At 44.4% G+C, this 23,007-nt stretch carries 12 protein-coding genes; 10 read left to right on the top strand and 2 right to left on the bottom strand.

Translation table 11 applies throughout. The annotated features are described in order from the left end of the window. Nucleotides 1-273 precede the first annotated feature (273 nt). From EPX21_RS02575 to EPX21_RS02535, 9 genes are all read left to right on the top strand, one after another. The gene (locus EPX21_RS02575; protein WP_134088124.1) at nucleotides 274-3,354 is read left to right on the top strand and encodes a SusC/RagA family TonB-linked outer membrane protein; all 3,081 of its coding nucleotides are present in this window, start codon (nucleotides 274-276) and stop codon (nucleotides 3,352-3,354) included. A 16-nt stretch (nucleotides 3,355-3,370) separates the two neighbouring features. Next, the gene (locus EPX21_RS02570) at nucleotides 3,371-4,993 is read left to right on the top strand and encodes a SusD/RagB family nutrient-binding outer membrane lipoprotein (protein WP_134088123.1); all 1,623 of its coding nucleotides are present in this window, start codon (nucleotides 3,371-3,373) and stop codon (nucleotides 4,991-4,993) included. A gap of 477 nt (nucleotides 4,994-5,470) precedes the next feature. Beyond that, nucleotides 5,471-8,743, top strand: a complete 3,273-nt coding sequence (locus EPX21_RS02565) for a TonB-dependent receptor (protein ID WP_134088122.1) — start codon at nucleotides 5,471-5,473, stop codon at nucleotides 8,741-8,743. Nucleotides 8,744-8,754: 11 nt separating this feature from the next. Next, on the top strand, nucleotides 8,755-10,461 hold the full coding sequence (locus EPX21_RS02560; protein WP_134088121.1) for a RagB/SusD family nutrient uptake outer membrane protein: 1,707 nt from the start codon (nucleotides 8,755-8,757) through the stop codon (nucleotides 10,459-10,461). Nucleotides 10,462-10,562: 101 nt separating this feature from the next. Further along, entirely contained in the window at nucleotides 10,563-11,807 is a 1,245-nt protein-coding gene (locus EPX21_RS02555) for an exo-beta-N-acetylmuramidase NamZ domain-containing protein (protein ID WP_134088120.1), read from the top strand. Between the two features lie 68 nt (nucleotides 11,808-11,875). Continuing rightward, nucleotides 11,876-13,717 (top strand): PQQ-binding-like beta-propeller repeat protein, encoded by a 1,842-nt coding sequence (locus tag EPX21_RS02550; RefSeq protein WP_134088119.1) that lies wholly within the window; start codon nucleotides 11,876-11,878, stop codon nucleotides 13,715-13,717. Further along, on the top strand, nucleotides 13,717-15,519 hold the full coding sequence (locus EPX21_RS02545) for a glycoside hydrolase family 9 protein (RefSeq protein ID WP_134088118.1): 1,803 nt from the start codon (nucleotides 13,717-13,719) through the stop codon (nucleotides 15,517-15,519). The genes EPX21_RS02550 and EPX21_RS02545 overlap by 1 nt, the downstream gene beginning before the upstream one ends. 282 nt (nucleotides 15,520-15,801) lie before the next feature. Further along, nucleotides 15,802-16,611: an N-acetylmuramic acid 6-phosphate etherase gene (murQ, locus tag EPX21_RS02540; protein ID WP_134088117.1), complete on the top strand. Its 810-nt coding sequence runs from the start codon at nucleotides 15,802-15,804 to the stop codon at nucleotides 16,609-16,611. A 59-nt stretch (nucleotides 16,612-16,670) separates the two neighbouring features. Then, nucleotides 16,671-18,146 carry a sodium:solute symporter gene (locus EPX21_RS02535; protein WP_134088116.1) on the top strand — a complete coding sequence of 492 codons (1,476 nt, stop codon included), beginning with the start codon at nucleotides 16,671-16,673 and terminating at the stop codon, nucleotides 18,144-18,146. Between the two features lie 112 nt (nucleotides 18,147-18,258). On the opposite strand, the gene EPX21_RS02530 is transcribed toward EPX21_RS02535, so the two are convergent. Next, nucleotides 18,259-19,449, bottom strand: a complete 1,191-nt coding sequence (locus EPX21_RS02530) for an acyltransferase family protein (RefSeq protein WP_134088115.1) — start codon at nucleotides 19,447-19,449, stop codon at nucleotides 18,259-18,261. A 501-nt stretch (nucleotides 19,450-19,950) separates the two neighbouring features. Here EPX21_RS02530 and EPX21_RS02525 point away from each other — a divergent pair. Beyond that, a complete protein-coding gene (locus EPX21_RS02525) occupies nucleotides 19,951-20,811 on the top strand; it encodes an RNA polymerase sigma factor RpoD/SigA (RefSeq protein ID WP_013666518.1) in 861 nt (286 codons plus the stop codon). A 76-nt stretch (nucleotides 20,812-20,887) separates the two neighbouring features. Here EPX21_RS02525 and htpG read toward each other — a convergent pair whose 3' ends face one another. Beyond that, nucleotides 20,888-22,774, bottom strand: coding sequence for a molecular chaperone HtpG (gene htpG, locus EPX21_RS02520; RefSeq protein WP_134088114.1), 1,887 nt, complete (start codon nucleotides 22,772-22,774; stop codon nucleotides 20,888-20,890). Nucleotides 22,775-23,007: the final 233 nt, after the last annotated feature.

Here is a 23,007-nt window from a genome sequence, read left to right as displayed (position 1 = left end):
CAAACCGATCAATACGGTAAATAGACGCATCTTTCTTTGCTAAAAACTGCATTTTCGTATATGTAAGTAAAAAAATACCGCACAAATTTGCAATAAATAAAAAATCTCGATATTCTTGTAATAGAAACAGGGCTTTGACCCTGCTTAAAATTATAAAACCGGTAAACTGTCAGGGATAAATATAAAGTGTAAGATGGGACTTGCTCTTTAGGTGCTATTTGCTGTTAGTTTATTTTAATTAATCCATACATATCAACCACTAAAATCAAAAACATGAAAAGAAAACTACTCCTCTCTATGCTAGGACTGTTCTTTGTTTTTGCCCAGGTACTGGCGCAGCAAAAAGCAATTACCGGAAAGGTAAGTGATCCAGCAGGACAGCCCCTTCCCGGAGTGACCGTTTCGGTGAAAGGTTCGAGTACAAGAACGCAAACCAACAGCGAAGGTTCATACAGCATCCAGGCTGACACCGGACAGGTCTTATCCTTTAGCTATATCGGCTCAGAAACACAAGAAGTCACGGTTGGCACGAACAATGTAATCAACGTGTCGCTTCAATCGGCAAGTGCCGACCTCAACGAAGTAGTAGTAACTGCCATGGGTATTAGGCGCGAAACCCGAAGTCTAGGCTATGCCGCGCAAGACATAAAGTCTGACGAGCTTTTAAAAAACAAAGACGCTAATCTCGTCAATTCCCTAAATGGCAAGATAGCTGGCGTCAATGTCACGAACTCCGGCGGCGCACCCGGAGCTTCAGCTTCAATCGTACTGCGCGGCGGCACATCATTGGAACGGGACAACCAGCCTCTCTTTGTTATTGATGGAATGCCCATGGATAATTCTACGGGACAGGGAGACAACAGTGCTTTCGATGGCTCTGTCAATATATCGACTACCAATAGCAACCGGGCAATGGATATTAACCCGGAAGATATCGAATCGATTTCAGTGTTAAAGGGGCCTGCTGCTGCTGCCTTGTACGGATTACGGGCTGCCGCCGGTGCCATCATCATTACCACAAAAAAAGGGAAAGAAGGGACTACCACAGCTTCTATTACCTCGCGGTTCATGACCAACTGGGTCAATCGCTTACCGGAACAACAAGGTCTTTATAAGCAAGGCTCTTACTATGGCACAGAATTTACGGATCAAACCTCACTTTCATGGGGAGATAGATTCGAGGCCGGTGAAGCTATTTACGACAATATGGGTGATTTTTTCGAAACTGCTCATGCCTACGATAATAGCTTCAGCGTTTCGGGCGGTAGTGCGAACGGAAACTTTTATTTATCCGGCTCCAATTTAAACCAATCGGGTGTAGTCCCTACAACAAATTTTGAACGGTCTACCGTACGCTTCAACGGCGAACAGAAAATGGGCATTTTCACCTTCGGCATTAATGCCTCGTATGCGGTAAGCAAGTCACAAAAAACATTGACGGGCACCGGCTTATGGGGATCTAGCGGTAGCGGATACATGGAAAGTATCTTGTCGTGGCCACGGAATAACAACATGAAAGATTGGTTAAACCCAGATGGCAGCAACAAGCTATTACTCCCCGATGTGGCCTTAGAAGACAACACCGACAACCCTTATTGGATTATTAACAAAAACCCACAGAACGATCGCAACAACAGGCTCATTGCCACTGCCTATACAAACGTTAAAATTACGGATTGGTTTGATGCAACTTACCGCCTCGGAATCGACAACTATACAACGAATTTCAGCAGTTTGATTTCGCCTGGTTCCAGTGTCAAACTCGCTTGGCAAAGAGGTATGCTCTCACAAACAGATCGAGCTTATAACTACATCAACTCAAATTTGATGTTAAATTTCCACAAAACCTTTAACGACTGGGATGCCAGCCTCGTCTTGGGAACGACTACTGAAGATACTAAATTGACTTCCAATTCACGCAGAGCGGAACAGTTTGAAATCCCGTCTGTCGTGGACATTAATAACGCTTCCAATGACAATCAATACTATACGCAAACAATCAATCGGAAGCGACTAGTCGGCGTTTACGGCGACTTTAGATTGTCCTACAAAAACATCGTTTATTTAGGATTTACGGGCCGAAATGACTGGTCTTCTACCCTTCCAGAACAAAACCAGTCGTTTTTCTATCCTGCTGTAAGCGGAAGCTTTGTGTTCACCGAGCTTCTTCCCAAAAGCGACATCCTGTCCTTCGGAAAATTAAGGGCCTCTTATGCCCAGGTAGGAAAAGACGCCGCTGCCTATCAAACCGACACCTACCTCTTCGGGCCTGAACTAACAATCGGTGGCGGTTACCGAAACTATTGGTCGCGCGGGAATGACTTACTAAAACCAGAGACCACAAGCTCCTATGAGTTCGGAACAGACCTCAGATTTTTAGGAGGACGACTGGGCTTAGATTTTACATATTACCACAACAAAAGTGTCGACCAAATTTTGACGCCACGTGTTAGTAATGCAACGGGTTATATTTTGAGCTCGGTCAATACCGGTGTTCTCGAAAATAAAGGTATCGAAATAACCCTGAACGCCACGCCTATAAAACGCGACAATTTCCAATGGGATGCTACCCTCAATTTCTCACATAACAATGGAATAGTAAAAGAGCTGCCCGGTTCTTTACCGATTTTATACGTTACGGACGTACAGGTAGGTAATGGCAAAGCAGCATCGTTTGGAAATGGTGATTTTATGGGCATCAGCGGTTCAAAATGGCAAACTGACGACAACGGAAACCTTTTATTGGATTGGAACACCGGTTATCCTTTGACGAGTACGTTAACTACTACGTATATTGGCAATCGCGAGCCTGATTTTATTGGCGGATTTAACAACAGCTTTACCTATAAAAATTGGAATCTCTCCTTTTTGCTCGATTTTCGTAAAGGTGGCGATATCTACAACGCCACTGAATACCTAATGACCGTTAACGGTATAAGTAAACTAACCGAAAATAGAGGAACCACAGTAAGCTTTAGCGGTATGTCACTAAATCCCGAAACGCAAAGCTACGAAGCCGTCACCCGGGAAGTAGTTGCTGATGAGCGTTACTATAGAGATATTTACGCTAACAACGTGCCGTTTTTTGTTGAAAACGTAAACTGGTTGCGACTGCGTTCCGTTTCACTTGCATATTCGCTGCCTGATCAAGTTTTTAAAAGGGCGCCATGGATAAAGGGCGCGACGATCACGGCAACCGGAACCAATCTGCTGTTATTCACCAACTATTCAGGCATGGATCCGGAAACGAGCGCTGCCGGCGCAGGCGTTGTGGGCTCCGGTTCCGTCGGTATCGATTATGCAGGTGTACCTGCTACTGCCGGGTTTGCACTCGGTTTAAATGTTAGATTTTAACTCCAAAACGAAGACAATGAAAAAGACAATATATCTACTCCTGTTATCGGTTGCTTTTACTTCGTGTAAAAAATGGCTGGATATCAACGATAATCCAAGTAGCCCGAACTCTTCTGTTCCGGCTCCAGAACAACGCTTACCGCCTATTATCGCCCAATTTGCCGATGGTTATGAAAGTGCAGGGACGCGCGTGGCCTTTTTAGCACAACAGCTTGCGGTTACTTATGCTAACAGTAACAACTGGAATCTTACTCGCTGGTACTCCAATTCATCGAGCGCAAACTGGCCGTGGCAGTCATGGTATGTAAATACCGCGGTGAACCTGCAACCGCTCATAGAGGCATCCGAGAAAGTAGGCGCCTATCACTATATCGGTGTTGCCAAGATCATTAAAGCCTGGGGCTTCGGCTATTTAGCCGATTTTTATGGTATGCTGCCTTATGATGAGTTTGACGTAGCTGGAAACTTAACGCCCAAATTTGATGACGGCGCTTATGTACAGGAAAAGGTGTTAGCACTATTAGACGAAGCTATTGCGGATTTGCAGAAAACACAAGAAGTTACGGCGCCTAGCCTGGCACAAGGCGATATTTTAAACCAAGGGAACGTCGACAATTGGATTCGTTTGGCAAATGGATTAAAAGCCCGCTTCCTGAACCATCTAGTAAAAAGGCCAGAATACAATCCACAAGCCGTTCTCGATGCACTAGCTGCTGCTCCGCAAACGGATGATCAAAGTGCTATCATCCAATATGTCGATGAAGAAGGAGTTGCGGACAACAGTAAAGCGGCCCTTCAGTATGTTAACATTGGCTTGACCGGCCGGGTTACAAAGCTTTATTATGATTACTTGAGCAATGACTATACAGGAGCCCCCAGCGGTACAGGCAACATGGCCGATCCGCGTATAAACCTGCTTATACCTCATATGGAAAACGCATCCGGAGAATTGGTCCAGACGCAATTCGTCGACATGGCATCGACATTACCGCTTACGGGTCCGGCATCCTATAGCTACCGTCCTGCATCAAACAGCTTTTCGAGCAAAGACTCTGTATATGTGCAAATGCGCGCCGCTGAAGAAGGTGGCCGTATTTTGTCTACCGGTTCCTGGTATACCCAGCGAGGTGGAAAAGGACTGTTATTAACCAACGCAGAAATGCGGTTTATTGAAGCAGAGGTTGAACTCCGCCTCGGTCAATCCGCAGAAGCTTTAGCAGCTTATAAAGCCGGCATAAGATCGCACATGTCGATTATCGGTATCGAAGGCGCTTTAATTGAGCAGTTCTTAAATAGCTCCTCTGTCATACAGAACCCGGGCGATTTAACAATGAGCCATGTCATGATTCAAAAGTACATTGCCTTGTCCTATTCTCCTGAGGTGTGGTGCGACTTAAGAAGGATGAACTATTGCACCGATGCATCAGGCTCCTATAATGAAACCGTAGGCATTTATAAAGGCTTTAAAAGACCCGCTCATACTTACGTCGAAGCATACCCTAGTCCAAACGACTGGCCCAGAAGGTTCGCCGTGCCGAGCTATGAGATCAACTATAATATTGAACAGGTCTTGACGGCCAATCCCAATGCGGCAGCCCCCACTTACCTGAATGAACCGGTTTGGTGGGATCAGCCATAGCACGAACACCGACCAAAAAGAGCGTGTATGATTCATACATGCTCTTTTTATTTTCATCCAAAACAGATATTCAGAACGCTAATTACCTTTTGCAAATTTCTCCTTCTCTCTCTTCCCTTTGATCGCTGAACAGCGTCGCTATGCAGCCGCCAACATATTCATAATATAATAGCAGACACTTAACATAAACGATACAAATAACGCATACTATTGCATATTAAAAGCTAATTAATACATATTTGTGCATACAAGACAAAATAAATATGCATAAACTTGCATGTTAATAGACGTTTATGTATTATTGTCATAAGAACCAATTACAAACTGCACAATTGCAGTATAACTACCTATTTAAGCAGATGCGGGACTAATAGTAAGGCACTTGGGCGCCTTACTGGATTATAAGACGCAAACACTGTATCAACATAATATGCAATTAAACGAGTATCATTTATTAACCCTAAAAATCAACCAGAAATGAAGAAAGAATTGCTCCTATTTTTCATAGGATTGCTCTTTGCGTCGACCTCCGTCTTGGCGCAGGAAAAAACGGTTACAGGAAGGGTAACTTCGGCAACAGACCAGTCGACATTGCCCGGGGTATCTGTTCTTGTAAAGGAGACCAATCAGGGAACCAAGACAAATGAAAATGGAACCTACTCCATTGTCGTTTCAAAAGGCCAGACTTTAGTGTTTTCATACATCGGCTTCAATACCCAAGAAATTACCGTCGGCGATGGAAATACCATCGACGTAAGCTTCCAATCCGGAGAAACTTCGCTGGATGAGGTCGTTGTCGTGGGATATGGCACACAAAAAAGAGCGAATCTCACGGGGGCGGTATCAACGATCGACGTAGAAAAAACCATCGGACAACGCCCCGTGCCGGATGTGGGCCGCGCTCTCCAAGGGGCTGCCCCCGGACTAACGGTAAGTACCGCCAGTGGTGATCTTGGCCGTAACCCGACAATCAGGCTAAGAGGCCTTTCAGGCTCCCTAAATGGAGAAGGCGCACAGCCTTTAATCTTGGTGGATAATGTGGAAGTCCAAAATCTCCAAATGGTCAATCCAGAAGATATAGAAAACATATCGGTACTAAAAGATGCCGCCTCTGCATCTATTTACGGTGCCCGGGGCGCGTGGGGCGTCATTTTAATTACCACCAAGTCTGGAAAAAAGAACACGCCAAACCGTATTACCTACACCAATAATTTCGGTTGGCAAACGCCTACGCAAACGCCTGAAATCGCCGGTGCCGTTGAAGGTGCCGAAATGGTGCTGGAGGCCATGCGCAGGCAAGCTAACAACCCGGATATTGATCAATTTACCGTATTGGGAATGTCATACGACGAAATTGGTATACAAAAAACGCGCGACTGGATAAACACTTATGGCGATGGAAAGGGCTTGGGAGACGAAATGGTCATGGGAAGAGATTTTGAAATACGTGACAATAAGCTTTTCTTCTACCGGCCGTGGGACGTAAACGAACGCTACATGAAAACTTGGACGCCACAACAACGACATAACCTGGGATTCACCGGAGGGGGTGAAAATACGAGTTACAACCTGAATCTAGGCTACCAAAATCAAGATGGTGTTTTAAAAGTAAAGCCAGATAAATTTGATCGTTACAACTTGTCGCTAGGCGTCAATTCTAAAATTAACGACTGGATCGATGCCAGAGGAAAAGTTTTGTTTACCACCACTGATATAGAAACGCCTTTCAGCTTCTCTGCAGCGACCTACGGCCCTTGGTATTATTTATACCGGTGGCCTGCCACATATCCTTATGGCACCTATGAAGGACAGCCCTTCAGAAGTGCCCTGACGGAAACTCAACAGGGCAGTATGAATCAGGACAAAGAACAATTTGCTCGGGTGTCAGCCGGTGTAACGCTGCGTCCTTTCGAAGGATTCACTATCGACTTCGACTATACCTACTCTGCCACCAACCAACACCTTAAGTACATTGGAGGAACTACATCAGCCATCGACTTCTGGTCCGGAACGCTCAATTATTTAGAGAACTATCAGTCCCCGTCTTACGATTATGTCCAATATAACTCGAATTGGAAAAACATGAATACGGGAAAGCTTTTTGCCACTTACAATAAACAAATAGGCGATCATAACCTGAAATTCATCGTAGGTGGTGATCTTGAATCCTTTAAAGAGCAGGAACAGATGTCAAAAAGAATGGGCATTGTAGATCCTAATCTGCCGGAACTGGGTTATGCAACCGGCGACCAATTTGTGGACGGTGCTAATCGCCATTGGTCGACCCTCGGTGTATTCGGGCGGATCAATTACGCATACAAAAACAAATATCTTGTAGAAGTAAATGGAAGATATGACGGTTCTTCGCGTTTTCCATTAAGTGATCAATACGGTTTCTTTCCTTCCTTTTCGGCGGGTTACGTCGTATCGGAAGAAGAATTTTTTAAACCACTACAACCGTATTTTTCATTTTTGAAAGTGCGCGGGTCTTACGGTTCAATCGGTAACCAAGCCGTTGTACGAAGTAGCGACCCTAGTTCTTTTTACCCCTTCTTACCCTTAATGACACCGTCGACTTCCAACTGGTGGATGGGCGATCAAAACATGCTGACGGTAAATACGCCGCCGCTCGTATCGCAGTCTTTAACATGGGAAACAGTAACGACCTTGGATTTCGGTATGGATGCACGCTTCTTCGAGAGCAGCTTGGGCTTCTCTTTTGATTGGTACAGAAGAACAACCAACGATATGCTCAGCGCCGGACTTACCGTACCCAACACGTTGGGAACTAGTGCCCCACGACGGAACTATGGCGAACTGCAAACCAATGGATGGGAGCTGGCAATCGATTGGAGCCATACTTTCGATAACGGCTTTCAACTGAATTTGAGCGGTAACTTGTCCGACTTTAAGGAAAAAATCACCAAGTTTGCAAATACAACCAATCGGATTATCGATAACAATTATCAAGGACAGATTATCGGCGAAATCTGGGGATTAGAGACTGACCGCTTCTTCACCGAAGATGACTTCAATGGCCAAGATGAAAATGGCCGATGGATTCTAAAAGATGGTATTCCGGTGCAGGGACCATTAAATACCATTGAAGACAACGCCAGCTCTTGGTTTCAGTATGGTCCTGGAGATATTAAGTACAAAGACCTCAACGGCGACGGCAAAATCGACTACGGATCATCGACGCTTGATGATCATGGAGATTTGAAAGTTATCGGAAACACTACCCCACGTTATCAATACGGCTTTAGATTAGGGGCTAATTGGAAGGGATTTGATTTTGACGCCTTCTTCCAAGGTGTAGGTAAACGCGATTTCTGGGCCTCCGGTCCAATCTTTATACCAGGTTACCGCACAGAGGCGTTTTACGGCCATCAAACAGACTATTGGACGCCTGAAAACACCGATGCTTTTTACCCACGCATTGTCAACACTCAACAAAGTAACAACGCTTTCAACTTTCGTACACAATCAAAATATTTATTGGATCTCTCTTACCTACGGATGAAGAATATAACCTTCGGATACACCCTCCCCACAAGCCTGGTTCAAAAAGCTAAATTGCAAAACGTGAGAGTGTACTTTAGCGGAGAAAACCTATTTGAGTTTGCTAACGTAGGTATGCCTATCGACCCGGAAGTTGATTACACGGACGAGCAGAGCGACCAAACATCCTTCGGCCGCGTATACCCTTATCGCAGGACGATCTCATTTGGTTTACAAGTTAGTTTATAATGAAAAGAAACATGAAAAAGCAATTATATCTCTTTCTATTTATCCTCGGCCTGGGAGCTTGTAAAAAGGACTTCTTAGAGAAGCTACCGCTGGATACACCTACAGATGAAACGTTTTGGACAAGCGAAAGTAATGTCCGATTGTATACCTGGGATTTTTATCCCCTCTACTTTAAAGGATATGCCAGTGGCTTTGATTTGAGCTGGGGCGGTTACTTTTCCGGCCAGTCTTTAAACGACGACTTTGCGCCGTCCAATCCCACTACCTTTACCACGGTGGTGCCCCCCAACGACGGAGGATGGGATTTTGAAAACGTAAGGAAAGCAAATCTCATGATAAACCGCGTCCAACAAGTGCCGATGGATGAGGAAGCGATCAACCATTGGACCGGCATTGGAAGGTTTTTCCGCGGACTCGAATATGCCAATTTAGTAAAGGCTTTCGGCGATGTACCCTGGTACGATGGACTTCTGGATGAAAATTCATCTGAACTCTACAAACCGCGGGATGCGCGTACGGTAGTAATGGATCATGTACTGGAAGACTTCAGATTTGCGGCCGAGCATGTTCGACTGGAAGACGCTAACACCGGCCAACAAGGATTGGTAGTCAATAAGGATGTCGTTCTTGCCTATATGTCACGCGTATTTCTATTTGAAGGAACCTTTTTAAAGTACCACAATATCGATCAGGCGAAAGCTACCGCCTACTTGGAAGCCGCTAAATGGGCCGCTAATGAGTTGATTTTAAGCGGTAGATATTCCGTTAATACGGATTATCGCGGACTGTTTAGCTCGGTTAGTTTAGCGGGAAACCCAGAGGTTATCCTATATCGGCAATATGACCGCGCGCAGATAACGCACAGCTTGATGAGCTATGTAAACAGAGAGGCTCAAACCGGCGTATCTAAAGATCTAATAGAAAGCTACCTGATGAATGACGGACTTCCTATCACCGAATCTCCGAATTATAGAGGCGACAAAACCATTCAAAATGTGATGGCCGACCGCGATCCGCGGATAAATGAAACCTTTGCGACTCAGATCCGACTAAATGGTGACCCCGCTTTACAATATGCAAATTACTCCACTTCCGGCTATGTGGTTCACAAATTTTTAAATGAATCGCTCAAGGATGCGAATGAAGGATTATCTAACTTAAATATTACCGATGCACCGGTAATCCGTTATGGAGAAGTCTTGATGAATTACGCAGAAGCCGCTGCAGAATTGGGCACCCTCACACAAGCCGATTTAGACCTCTCAATTAACGTTCTGCGGGATCGGCCGGGCGTTAATCTACCTCAGCTACAACTTGTAGGGAGTTCAGCCGCCGTAAACGGAAGAGTTTATGATGACCCCAAAAGAGACGCAGAAATTCCCGGGATCTTATGGGAAATTAGAAGGGAACGACGCGTCGAGTTGGCCTTAGAAGGCTTTAGGTTAAACGACTTAAAACGCTGGAAAAAACTGGAATACACCGATAACTTCAACCGGCCCGACATTAACAGAGGTGCTTGGATCCGTAGAGCGGACTACGCGAGTTTGTCGAATGTAATCATCGAAAATGAAGCTGAAGAAGGCTATATCGTACCTGCAGCCCGGCAGGCGTACCGCGCCTTTAATAACGACCGCGTTTATCTTGATCCTATTCCGCTGGATCAGATTAAACTCTATGCCGATCAAGGCTTCGAATTAAAACAAAACCCAGGTTGGTAGCTCGCGCTTTCTCTAATAAACCCATTTCGGTAAAACATAGAATATTCCTATCTTTTGCCGAAATGAGTTTCAATGAAGTACCCTTACTAGATATATAATATATGAAACGCTTAGAAGTTCTCTCTATTTTGATGTCCGTCCTGGCTTTTTTTCAGGTGTCTTGCTCGCAGGGCTCTTCAAGGAAGCAGAACACCGAACAAAAAGAAAATCCCAGCGCAATGGTGAATCAAATCCTAACCGGTGCGGATCAACTAGAAGCTTACCTCCCGCTGTTAAAAGGCAAGAAGGTCGGACTTATGGGTAACCAGACATCTGTCGTAGGCCCCGACAATAAACACTTAGTAGATGTGCTGTTAGCAAACGATATCGATCTCCAATTTGCCTTTGCACCTGAGCACGGCTTCCGAGGTAGTATCGAGCGGGGCGAAAAAGTGGCCAATGATGTAGACGAAAAAACAGGCCTACCCTTATACAGTCTTTATGGAAAGAATGAAAAAGCCGATTCCATTGTCAACACGGTCGACGTCATGCTGTTTGACTTACAGGACGTAGGCGCTCGCTTTTACACGTATATTACGTCTATGCACCGGGTTATGCAACTTTGTGCCAACCATGGAAAAAAAATAATCGTATTAGACCGTCCTAATCCAAATGGCGATCAAGTAGACGGGCCCGTCAGAAAAGACGATCAATTTAAATCTAACATCAGCTATCACAAAATCGCCATGATACACGGCCTGACAGTCGGCGAATTGGCCCACATGATAAATGGCGAGGAATGGCTAGATAAAGGCAAGAAGTGCGACCTTACCGTTATACCTGTAAAAAACTGGGATCACCAAACCGCCTATCAATTACCGATCGTCCCTTCCCCAAGCCTTCCAAATTACATTTCCGTCCGCCTCTACATGTCGCTTTGTCTCTTCGAAGCTACCGATGTCAGTGTAGGAAGGGGCACCGACTGGCCTTTTCAGGTATTGGGCTATCCGAATCCTTCTTTTGGAAAATTCTCCTTCACACCCGGCACAAAACCAGGAATGAGTGCCCATGTTGAACAACAAGGCAAAACTTGTTATGGGCTTGATCTACGTGATGAAGACCCCGAAAGCGCTACTTTTACGCTTAAATACTTGCTGGATTTCTATCAATTGTTCAAAAAAGCCGGTATAGCCGATAAGTTTTTCGCCCGTCCTGATTTCTTTAACAAACTGGCGGGCAACAACCAACTGATCGAGCAGATTAAAGCAGGCATGACTGAAGAGCAAATTAAAAACAGTTGGAAACCGGAGTTGGAAGCTTATAAAAAAATGAGAAAGAACTACCTCCTATACCCTGATTTTGAATAGTTTAATCAACATTAGCAATAAAAAACAGGCATAAACCTTGTTTGAGCCACATAAACTGATCATCATAGATGAAGAAACTAGTCGTCCTTTTTCTTATTCTTTTTCTTGGAAAAGCCAATGCACAGCGTTTCCAGTTTGCACACGTGACCGATACGCATGTGGGAAGCGAGACAGGCGCAGAAGACCTGCGAAGAACCGTGGCAGATATCAATAGAAACAAAGAGCTGAAGTTTGTAATCGTTTCGGGTGATATAACCGAATTCGGTGCAGACGATGAACTAAAGCTGGCCAAGCAAATACTCGACAGCCTGCAAATTCCATACTACGCTGTTCCCGGCAACCATGACGCAAACTGGTCGGAAAGTGGCGGAAATAGCTTCCGGCAGGTTTTTGGATCGGAAACCTTTTATTTCACCTACGGTGGTTATCGTTTTGCCGGCACCAATTCGGGCCCTAATATGCGCATGAGCCCCGGACAAATACCAAGGGAAAACTTGGTTTGGTTGGATTCAATCCTAAGGCTCGACGACAATCTACCGCTAATCTACGTTAACCATTATCCCCAAGATTCGTCGTTAAACAACTGGTATGAGGCAATTGACCGAATAAAAAAACACGACGTGCGACTTTTTCTTTGCGGACATGGTCACGTAAATAGGAGCTATGATTTCGAGGGCATTTCTGGCGTCATGGGACGATCAAACTTACGAGCCAAAAAAAATACCGGTGGTTATAATATCGTGCTGATTTCCCCGGATCAAGCGGTCTATCAGGAGAGAAATCCAGATAGCCTTACGCAATCGCCCTGGTTAACTATCGTCTTAAAAAATCACCACTTTGAAAATGAAAACAACGTGTATCCCAGGCCGTCCTATGCTGTAAACGAAAAATTTAAACAAGTTAGAAAGCGATGGAACTTCCAAGATCGGAGCGACATAGGCGCGGGCTTGGCTGTTGCTAAAAACAAGTTGGTAGCAGCGAATACTGCGGGCGAACTCTATGCGCTCGACATTGCAACCGGAAATAAAACTTGGTCTTATCAAACGCAAGGAAAAATCTATTCTACACCGGCCGTCTGGAAAAACACGGTGGTGGCGGCCTCTTCCGACAGCTATATCTATGGCATTGATCTGAAAGACGGCCATCAAAAATGGAAAATCAAAACTCACAAGGCTGTACTCGGATCGCCCGCCATACACAGAGGCGTCGCTTATATTGGCGGTTCAGACGGTATTTTTCGGGCTATTGACATCCATACCGGAAAAATCAAGTGGTCGTTCGGGGAATTGAAAGGCTATGTATCTACTAAACCGCTTATCTATAAAAATAAGGTCTATTTCGGCACTTGGGGAAATGAGTTCTATGCACTGGATGTCAATACAGGAAGAAAGGTTTGGCATTGGGCCAACGGAGCCTCCAATAGAATGTTTTCTCCAGCCGCCTGTTATCCAGTCGGTGCCAACAACCGCGTTTTTATTGTAGCTCCAGACCGTTATATGACTGCTTTGGATGCCGACAATGGAAAGGTGATCTGGCGAAAAAAAATGGATAACTATCGCGTTCGGGAAAGCATCGGGCTCTCGGCCGATCAATCGCTCGTATATGCCAAAACGATGGACGGACAGCTGATCGGCATCTCTACCGTGGCAGATGACATGGAGGTCATATGGAAATCGGCTCTTCAACTGCCTTATGAGCTAGCACCTACCGCCATCGTAGAGTCAAATAACCTCATCTTCGTACCAAGTAATTCCGGACTACTGTCGGCCATCGAACGGAGCAACGGACAGGTAGTCTGGCAATACAAAATATCCAACTGTTTAGTAAATCCAATCTTGCCGCTAGACAAAAAGAAATTGGCCGTTAGCACCATGGACGGTAAAATCGTTCAATTGAAATTTCGCAAATAATGAAACGTATTCTTTTTTACCTCGGCTTAAGCATATGCTGTGCGTGCGCGTCTAAGAAGATTCCACAAGGGCAAAACGCGGTGATTCGTATTAATCAGCTCGGTTATGATCCGGCGGGTATAAAGGTGGCGGTTTGGGGCGCGTTAAGTCCAAAAGAGATCAGCTCCTTTAGTCTCGTAGATGCCCGCAGCAACCGAAAAGTTTTTACCAAAGAAGCAGGACGGTCCTATGGCGCATACGGCCCTTTTCAGCAAAGTTATCGCTTAGACTTCACGGGCTTTATCGATACAGGCAGTTTTTACCTCGTAGCAGGCCATGCACAATCGCCCATATTTCGCATTGCGGAAGATGTGTACAAAGGAACTGCCGACTTTGTGCTTCGCTATATGCGCCAACAACGCAGTTTGTTCAACCCATTTTTGAACGACAGTTGCCATACACACGACGGTTTTACCTTATATGCGTCAAAAGCGGGTTTACCGGATAGCACCAAAATAAACGTGGGCGGAGGATGGCATGACGCTTCCGACTACCTGCAATACGCAACCACCTCGGCAAATGCAACCTATCACTTACTCGCGGCATATCGGGATTTCCCAAGCGTGTTTTGCGATCAGAAGCAAGCCAACGGGCTCGACGGTAGCAATGGCCTTCCCGATGTACTGGACGAAGCTAAGTGGGGCTTGGATTGGCTACTGAAGATGCACCCGGCACCAAACCTGATGTTCAACCAGATAGCTGACGACCGCGACCATGCCCGCATGCGCATGCCCGCCGAAGACGCTTTTTACGGAAGAGGCTATGAACGACCTGTATATTTTATTGATGGCCAAGTGCAGCAAAGAGGCAAATTGCTGAACAATACAACTGGTACTAGCTCAACCGCCGCTAAATTTAGCAGCGCCTTCAATCTGGCAAGTATAGTTTTCCCATCTATTGACAGCTCCTACATAGAGACCGTACGGGCTAAAGCGCAGAGCGCATACGATTTCGCTAAAATAAAACCGGGAGTTACGCAAACTGTTTCTGTGAAATCGCCATATATCTATGCCGAGGACAATTGGGTGGACGATATGGAGCTAGCCGCCGCAAGCAACTTTTTAGTATCAGGTGAATCAAGGTTTAAGGAAGAAGCACTGCGATATGCAAGGGAAGAGAAAATAACACCTTGGCTAGAAACCGATACCGCAGCCCACTATCAGTGGTACCCCTTCATCAATCTAGGTCATTTTGAACTCGCAAAGCAGTTAGACGGGCAACATCGACGTGAAATTATTTCTTATTACCGTGAGGGAATCGAAAAAGTATGGGCCAGGGCGAAGCAAAATGCCTTTTTTAGAGGGGTTCCGTTCATTTGGTGTAGCAATAACCTGACCGTCTCCTTTGCCATCCAATGCCTATGGTACCAGAAATTGACGGCTGATCGCTCTTATAAAGAACTGGAGCAGGCGAATGTCGACTGGCTTTTCGGCTGCAACCCCTGGGGAACGAGTATGGTATATGGCTTGCCAAGTAAAGGCGATACGCCGACTGACCCTCACTCTGCCTTTACGCACTTGAAAAACTTCCCTGTCGACGGGGCTTTGGTTGACGGCCCGGTTTACAGCAGCATTTTCAATAGTCTTATCGGTATTGAACTGGTAAACCCGGATGAATACACCGCCTTCCAATCCGATCTGGCTGTTTACCATGATGACTATGGAGATTACAGTACCAACGAGCCGACTATGGATGGAAGCGCATCACTGATTTATCTATTAGCAGCCAAAGAATCTGAACAAACAAGCACAACAAAGAAATAAGGGGAATGAACTACAATCATGGACGACAATTAATTAACTTTACAGCGAGAACAATTGATCAAGCTGATCAGACGAAGTCCGGAAAAGGAAAAATGATTGACAAGACAACATGTTAATAATAGATTACATAGTTTAATAAATTTTTACCAGACAAAGGATCCCGATTCAAAGATAACGACCCGTCGTTGAACAAAAGTATGCGTGTTTTTAAGCATTACACCATAAAAACGCACAAAAATGCATATCTTAGAAGGCTAATTTGACTGTATAGTTAATATAACAATGGAGAATACGACTGAAAAAGAATCTTACTACAATGACCTCGAAAAGATGTCGGTGAATGAATTGCTGACCAACATCAATAAAGAAGACCAAAGCGTACCGGAAGCAGTAAAAAAATCAATTCCGCAGATTGAAGCCTTGGTAAAAATCACAGTTGAAAAAATGGAAGAAGGCGGTCGCCTTTTCTACATTGGAGCCGGCACCAGTGGGCGCTTGGGCATATTAGATGCATCGGAATGCCCGCCTACCTTCGGGGTACCGTTTGATTGGATTGTAGGCTTAATCGCCGGAGGAGATACCGCCATTCGAAAAGCCGTAGAATTTGCTGAAGACGATAAACAGCAAGCTTGGAAAGATCTGAAGGAACATAGTATCAATAACAAAGACGTGGTGCTCGGCATTGCAGCTTCAGGTTCCACCCCATATGTAATCGGTGGCCTCAAAGCAGCGAACGAAGCGGGAATTGCCACCGGCTGCCTCGTTTGTAACGCGAATACGCCAATGGCAGAGATCGCTCAATATCCTATTGAGGTAATCACCGGCCCTGAGTTTGTCACCGGATCAACGCGCATGAAAGCCGGCACTGCCCAAAAATTGGTACTGAACATGTTAAGCACCTCCGTTATGGTCAAACTCGGCAGAGTTAAAGGGAACAAAATGGTGGATATGCAATTGACCAACACAAAACTATTTAACAGAGGGACCCGTATCATTATGGAAGAAACCGGTGTTAGTCAGGAAAAGGCGAATGAGTTACTTGAAAAATACGGCAGTGTCAGAAAGGCCATCGAATATATACAGCACGCCTAATTCCGCAATACGTCCTATTTAAATATTATATCATCGAATTGTAAATCGTCTCTCAAGTCATGTCACCCATCATTTTGCTTAGTTTTCTCTTGATTTATTTTGTGGTTTTGGTTTTAATAGCCTATTTGACCTCGCGTAAATCAGCAGATAACGCTACCTTTTTTATTGCAAATAAAAGCTCTAAATGGTATGTCGTAGCCTTTGGGATGATAGGCACTGCCTTATCCGGTGTCACCTTCATATCCGTTCCCGGGGCCGTTGGCAACGGTAGCTTCGGGTATTTTCAATTCGTACTGGGCAACGCGGTCGGATTCGTCATTATCGCTTTGGTGCTGCTACCGCTATATTATCGGATGCGCCTCGTATCCATCTATTCCTATCTGGAACATCGCCTGGGGTTTTACAGTTATAAAACAGGCGCAATGATTTTTTTGATTTCAAGAACCATCAGCTCCGCCTTTAGACTTTACTTGGTAGCCATTGTCTTACAACGGTTCATTTTTGATGCCTGGCATGTACCTTTTGCCCTCACCATCGTTATATGCCTAACGCTCATTTGGCTGTATACACATAAGGGCGGCTTGAAGACCATCATTATTACCGATTTGCTACAAACCTTTTTCCTCTTGCTTTCAGTCGTCCTATCTATTTACTTTATCGCGCAAAGTTTGGATCTTAACTTCTTTGAAACGATTGAAACGGTCAAAAACAGCAGCTATTCGAAGATGTTCTTTTGGGAGGATTTTATGGGCAGCAAAGCCAACTTTTGGAAGCAGTTTCTGGGAGGAATCTTCGTGACTATCGCTATGACGGGCTTAGACCAAGATTTGATGCAAAAGAACCTGAGCATGAAAACAATCGGCGAAGCACAGAAAAACATGCTCACCTTTACCAGTATTTTCATTTTCATCAATCTGTTCTTCCTCTCCGTCGGCGCCCTTTTGTATGTCTACGCGGCAAAAAACAACATCGATATTACGCAGCTGAGAACACCCGACCATCTATATCCCGAGATAGCACTCAATCACTTGGCTATCGTGCCAGGCATTATCTTTATGTTAGGCCTAACAGCCGCCACCTTTGCGACAACCGATTCGGCACTGACTGCGCTGACGACATCCTTTTGTGTTGACTTCTTAAACTTCAACAAAAAGGAAAATCCGAACGACAACAGGCTCGTCAAAACGAGAAACACGGTACACTTCGTATTCTCTTTTCTCATGCTCCTTGTTATTCTCGTCTTTCGACTCATCAATGATGATTCCGTCGTTATTGCCATTTTCGTGGCGGCCGGCTATACCTATGGGCCACTTTTAGGGCTTTTTGCGTTCGGCATGCTTTCGAAACGGTCTGTACAAGACAAACTGGTTCCTTATATCTGTCTGATATCCCCTGTACTCGCTTATTTTATTGATGCTTGGCTCAAAGCGTCCGTCGGTTATGTCGTAGGATTTGAACTAATTTTACTGAATGGATCCTTAACCGCACTCATGTTGTTGGTTTCCAGCAAGAAGGCTGTGATTTATAAGGTATAAGTTCTCGGTTGCCAGTTGCCAGACCTGTCTACGGCAGCTAAGTATCGGGATGCCCACTAGCTCATATAGCCTATAGCAGATGGCCCACACCTTAAAGCTCGCCATCTACAGCTTACACCTTCACATAGATCTTTTTACGATCCATCACATAACAAATAATCCAGAGTAACGACAGAAAACAGATGGCGTATATGAACGAGCCCACCTCCGGCGGGCCCGGAAATTTAGCGCAGATCGCTGAATAAAACCAGCCCAATGGTGAAGTATAGGACGGTTTCCCAGCTTCATCGAATCCATGTTCAATTCTGATAAGCGATAGCGTTTTGGGTATCAAGGCACTCATCACGAATATGAATAAGGGATTTTTACCAAAAACATCAAAGAACTTAGTGACACTATTCTTTACCCCTTTGACCTCTAAAAACCAAATCAGCACGCTGAGCGTGGTGATAGCCAATCCGCTGGTATAAAGAACAAAGGAACTCGTCCAGATCTTTTTATTGATAGGAAAAGCCAGTCCCCAGGTCAAACCTGCGAGCGTCAATATCGCCGCTACAACCATCAAGGCACTAATCGTTCTGTATACTGGACGTTGATCCTCCCCCGTCTCCCCTCCTTGCCGGATGTATTTTCCCACTAGAAAACCTACAACCACCTGTATAACGGCTGTAAAGGTACTAGCGAGGCCTTCGGGATCAAATGGCACGCCCTCGCCTTTGTACATGTGCGGTGTGTGCAATACCGCCATATCGACCTTCGTACCGAACCAACCTTGCAGACTATAGGGATCGTGACTACCGAAAATGACGCATGCGAGCCAATAAAGAACTAATACGGAAGCGCTTAAATAGATTATCGTCTTTGTCTTGAAAAAGTAAACTAAGATGGAAGCAAAAAGGTAACAGAGCGCAATTCGTTGCAAAACACCCAAGATTCGGATACCGCTGGCTGGATTCGTTGGGTTTACCCAATATTTAAGCGAAAGTGCTTCATTGCTCCACTGTACAAAAGGATACCAATTGAGCAAGAGGCCAATCAGAAAAATAAGGGCGGTTCGTTTCAACACTTTCTTCCAGAATAGATTTGGCCCCTGCACCTGCAACTTTGGCATCACGAAAGCCATTGCATTGCCTACGGCAAACAGAAAAAAAGGAAATACAAGGTCAGTCGGCGTGCAACCGTGCCACGGCGCATGCTTTAATGGGGAAAAGGCATAGCTCCAGCTGCCCGGATTGTTGACGAGAATCATAAGAGCAACAGTCGCTCCTCTGAAAACATCCAGCGAATAATAGCGTTGATTCATTATTGTAACGGTTCATTTTTTGTTAAACGTCTTCCAGAAAAGCGTTTCCTTATAAAACTACGGATTAATAATAAAATATGCAAACTGCAGTTTGTGGGCGGTAAGCCCTACGCTTTAGGCTCTTGAGGTGCCCTGAAATTTTTCTCCTGCTAGTACCTTTCGAGCGCGCAGGTGCCTTCTACACCTTGCTCACTTCGCTGCTCCCCGTGCTATAAATTATATTACCTTTATTTATCCATCTGACACTATAATTGTAACGACTTAGTTAATTGGGCTAGTTTTGTCACGACTACTTCATAATATATTCGCCATGGCGGCAGGCGAACTGACATAACCCATCGCTAACGGTATTTGGCTCGTTTTTTGCAGTAGAAATACTGCAAAAAAAACTGTGTAAAACCTTAAAAATCAGACAACTTTTTTGCTTTTCAAGCGTTAATAAGAAAAATAATTTTTGTACTTTTGCACACTTTATTAAAGAAAGGGGCATATAAATAATTAATGAGACAGCTCAAAATAACCCAGTCGATTACTAACCGTGAATCGCAATCGTTAGATAAATATTTGCATGAAATTGGTAAGGTTGACCTTATTACAGCAGAAGAAGAAGTAATACTTGCCCAGAAAATCAGGGAAGGCGATCAAGCTGCTTTGGAGCGTTTAACAAAAACCAATTTACGTTTCGTGGTTTCGGTAGCGAAGCAATACCAAAATCAGGGACTAACACTTGGAGATCTTATCAACGAAGGAAACTTAGGATTGATTAAAGCAGCGAAGCGCTTTGACGAAACCAAGGGTTTCAAATTTATTTCTTACGCTGTTTGGTGGATCCGTCAATCTATCTTGCAAGCAATCGCTGAACAATCACGTATTGTTCGCTTACCGTTAAATCAGGTAGGTTCACTAAGCAAAATCAGCAAGGCTTTTTCGCGCCTTGAACAAGAATACGAACGTGAGCCCTCTCCTGAAGAATTAGCTGATATTCTGGAAACTACGGTAGACAAGATCTCTGACACACTAAGTAATTCAGGACGCCATGTTTCTATGGATGCGCCTTTTGTTCAGGGAGAAGAAAACACATTGCTGGATGTATTGGAAAATCATGATCCGAATACCGATAGCAATTTGATTGACGAGTCACTCTCAGAAGAAATCAAACGTTCGCTGGCTACGCTTACTGAGCGTGAGCGCGAAATCATCGTGTTGTTCTTCGGTCTGGGATCTAACCACCCACTCTCCCTTGAAGAGATAGGAGAAACTTTTAATCTTACCAGGGAGCGCGTTAGACAAATCAAGGATAAAGCCTTGCAACGTTTACGCCACACTTCACGGAGTAAAATATTGAAATCCTATCTAGGATAGAAAATTTCAATTTTTCATAAACAAAAAAAGCAGTCTGTTTTTCAGACTGCTTTTTTTGTTCAACGCTCCCTCGCAATTAGTCGATTAAGCTCACACTCCGCTTTACGAAATTTGTCAGCTCGGGTCCGGTCAGCAAACCATTTGACAATAATGCCAAATCAAAAGCCTGCTTCGCCAAGTTCTCTTTCTCCTCTTCGTTGCCAGATGCTAAAATACGTTTGATTAAGGGGTGGTTACCGTTTACGGAAACCTTATAATTATCCGGCAGATTTCCGTAGAAGCCCATTCCACCACCGTTTTGCGCCATATCTTTCATCCTACGCATAAACTCGTCCATGGTGATAGTCACGGGCATTTCATCCGCGCCCAGCGCCGCAATCTCCACCTTCATATTATCCTTTTGGATCGCTTTTTCGAAAAGCCCTTTCACCGCGGTACTTTCATCCTCGGTTAAAGTCAATTCTACCGCTTCGTCCTTCTGAATCAATTTGTCCACCACATCGGAGTCAACCCGTTTTAACTGCGTTTTTTCAGCTTTCTGTTCCAGGTAACTTACAAAGTGCCCATCGATCGGAGAATCGAAGAGTAACACATCGTATCCCTTTGATTTCGCCCCCGCAATAAAGCTGTCTTGCTTGGACGCATCATTTGTATAAAGATAAATTACTTGATCGTTTTTATCTTTTTGAAGGTCTTTTACCTTTTCCGCATACTCTTTTAAGGTATAGAATTCCTTGTCAACATTTTGCACCAAGGCAAAGTCGTTCGCTTTCTCCGCAAATTTATCTTCGCTTACCATGCCGTACTTTACAAAAAGACCAATGTCTTTCCATTTCTCTTCAAAGCCTTTGCGATCGGTTTTAAACAGCTCGCTCAACTTATCGGCAACCTTTTTAGTGATGTAATTGCTTATACGTTTTACGTTGCTGTCTGCCTGCAAGAAGCTGCGTGATACGTTCAAAGGAATATCAGGCGAGTCGATAACACCGTGCAAAAGCATCAAGAATTCCGGAACAATATCTTTCACCTCATCGGTTATGAAGACTTGTCTCGAAAACAATTTGATTTTGTTACGTTGTAAGTCAAAATCGTTTTTGATCTTCGGAAAATATAAAACGCCGGTTAAATTAAAGGGATAATCTACATTGAGGTGAATCCAAAACAAGGGCTCGTCAGAAAAAGGGTACAACTCCCTATAAAAGTTCAGATAATCTTCATCTTTCAGTTCAGATGGAGATTTCGTCCAAGCCGGGTTGGTGTTATTGATGATATTATCAACTTCAACAGATTTATACTTAGGCTTACCTTCCTCGTCTTCACCATCCGGTTCAGAATTCGTTTTGGTACCAAATTTAATCGGTACCGGTAAGAACCTGCAATACTTGTTTAATATTTCCTCTAATTTCGCTTTGTTCAGAAATTCCTCAGACTCCTTATTAATATACAAGATTACGTCCGTGCCCCGACTTGGCTTTTCACCGTCGCTGATTTCGTAGGAGGTACTGCCGTCACATACCCATTTAGCAGCTTGTGCCCCGTCTTGGTACGATAAGGTCTGAATTTCAACTTTATCGGCTACCATAAACGCTGAGTAAAATCCTAATCCGAAACGACCAATAATTTCATTAGCGTCCTTCGCTTCTTTAAACTTCTCCATAAACTCGGTCGCACCCGAGAAAGCGATTTGATTGATATACTTCTTCACCTCCTCAGCCGTCATCCCGATCCCCTTGTCAGAGATCGTTATGGTTTTTGCCGTTTCATCGAACGATACTTCAATCGTCGTATCGCCTACTTCTCCCGCATATTGCCCTAGGGAAGCTAACCTTTTCAATTTCTGTGTGGCGTCAACTGCATTTGACACCAGCTCCCGTAAAAAAATTTCGTTATCGGAGTACAAAAACTTCTTAATTACCGGAAATATATTTTCGGTATGAATTGAGATGTTTCCTTTTTCTTGCATAATATAATGTTTTGTTAATAATTGCGCCTTAAAGCAATGCTCTCAACAAGCAATGTTCCAATTAATGTATACGGTCAGTATGACAGGTTTAAACTGACAAAAGAGCGAATTCCTCACCAATGCGGCGTAGCTTTTTTCTTCATGTCGGCGAAACGCAGTGAGCCACCTGGCTGGTATCCAGAGGTATCGGTGTATTCTAATACGAAAAAGACGATTTTCAGGCAGCATCATAA

This window comes from Olivibacter sp. XZL3 (genome assembly GCF_004368405.1).
In the GTDB taxonomy this organism is placed as follows: Bacteria; Bacteroidota; Bacteroidia; order Sphingobacteriales; family Sphingobacteriaceae; genus Olivibacter.
Note: the sequence above shows the minus strand (reverse complement) of the source record. Positions and strands in the feature narration are given on the sequence as shown.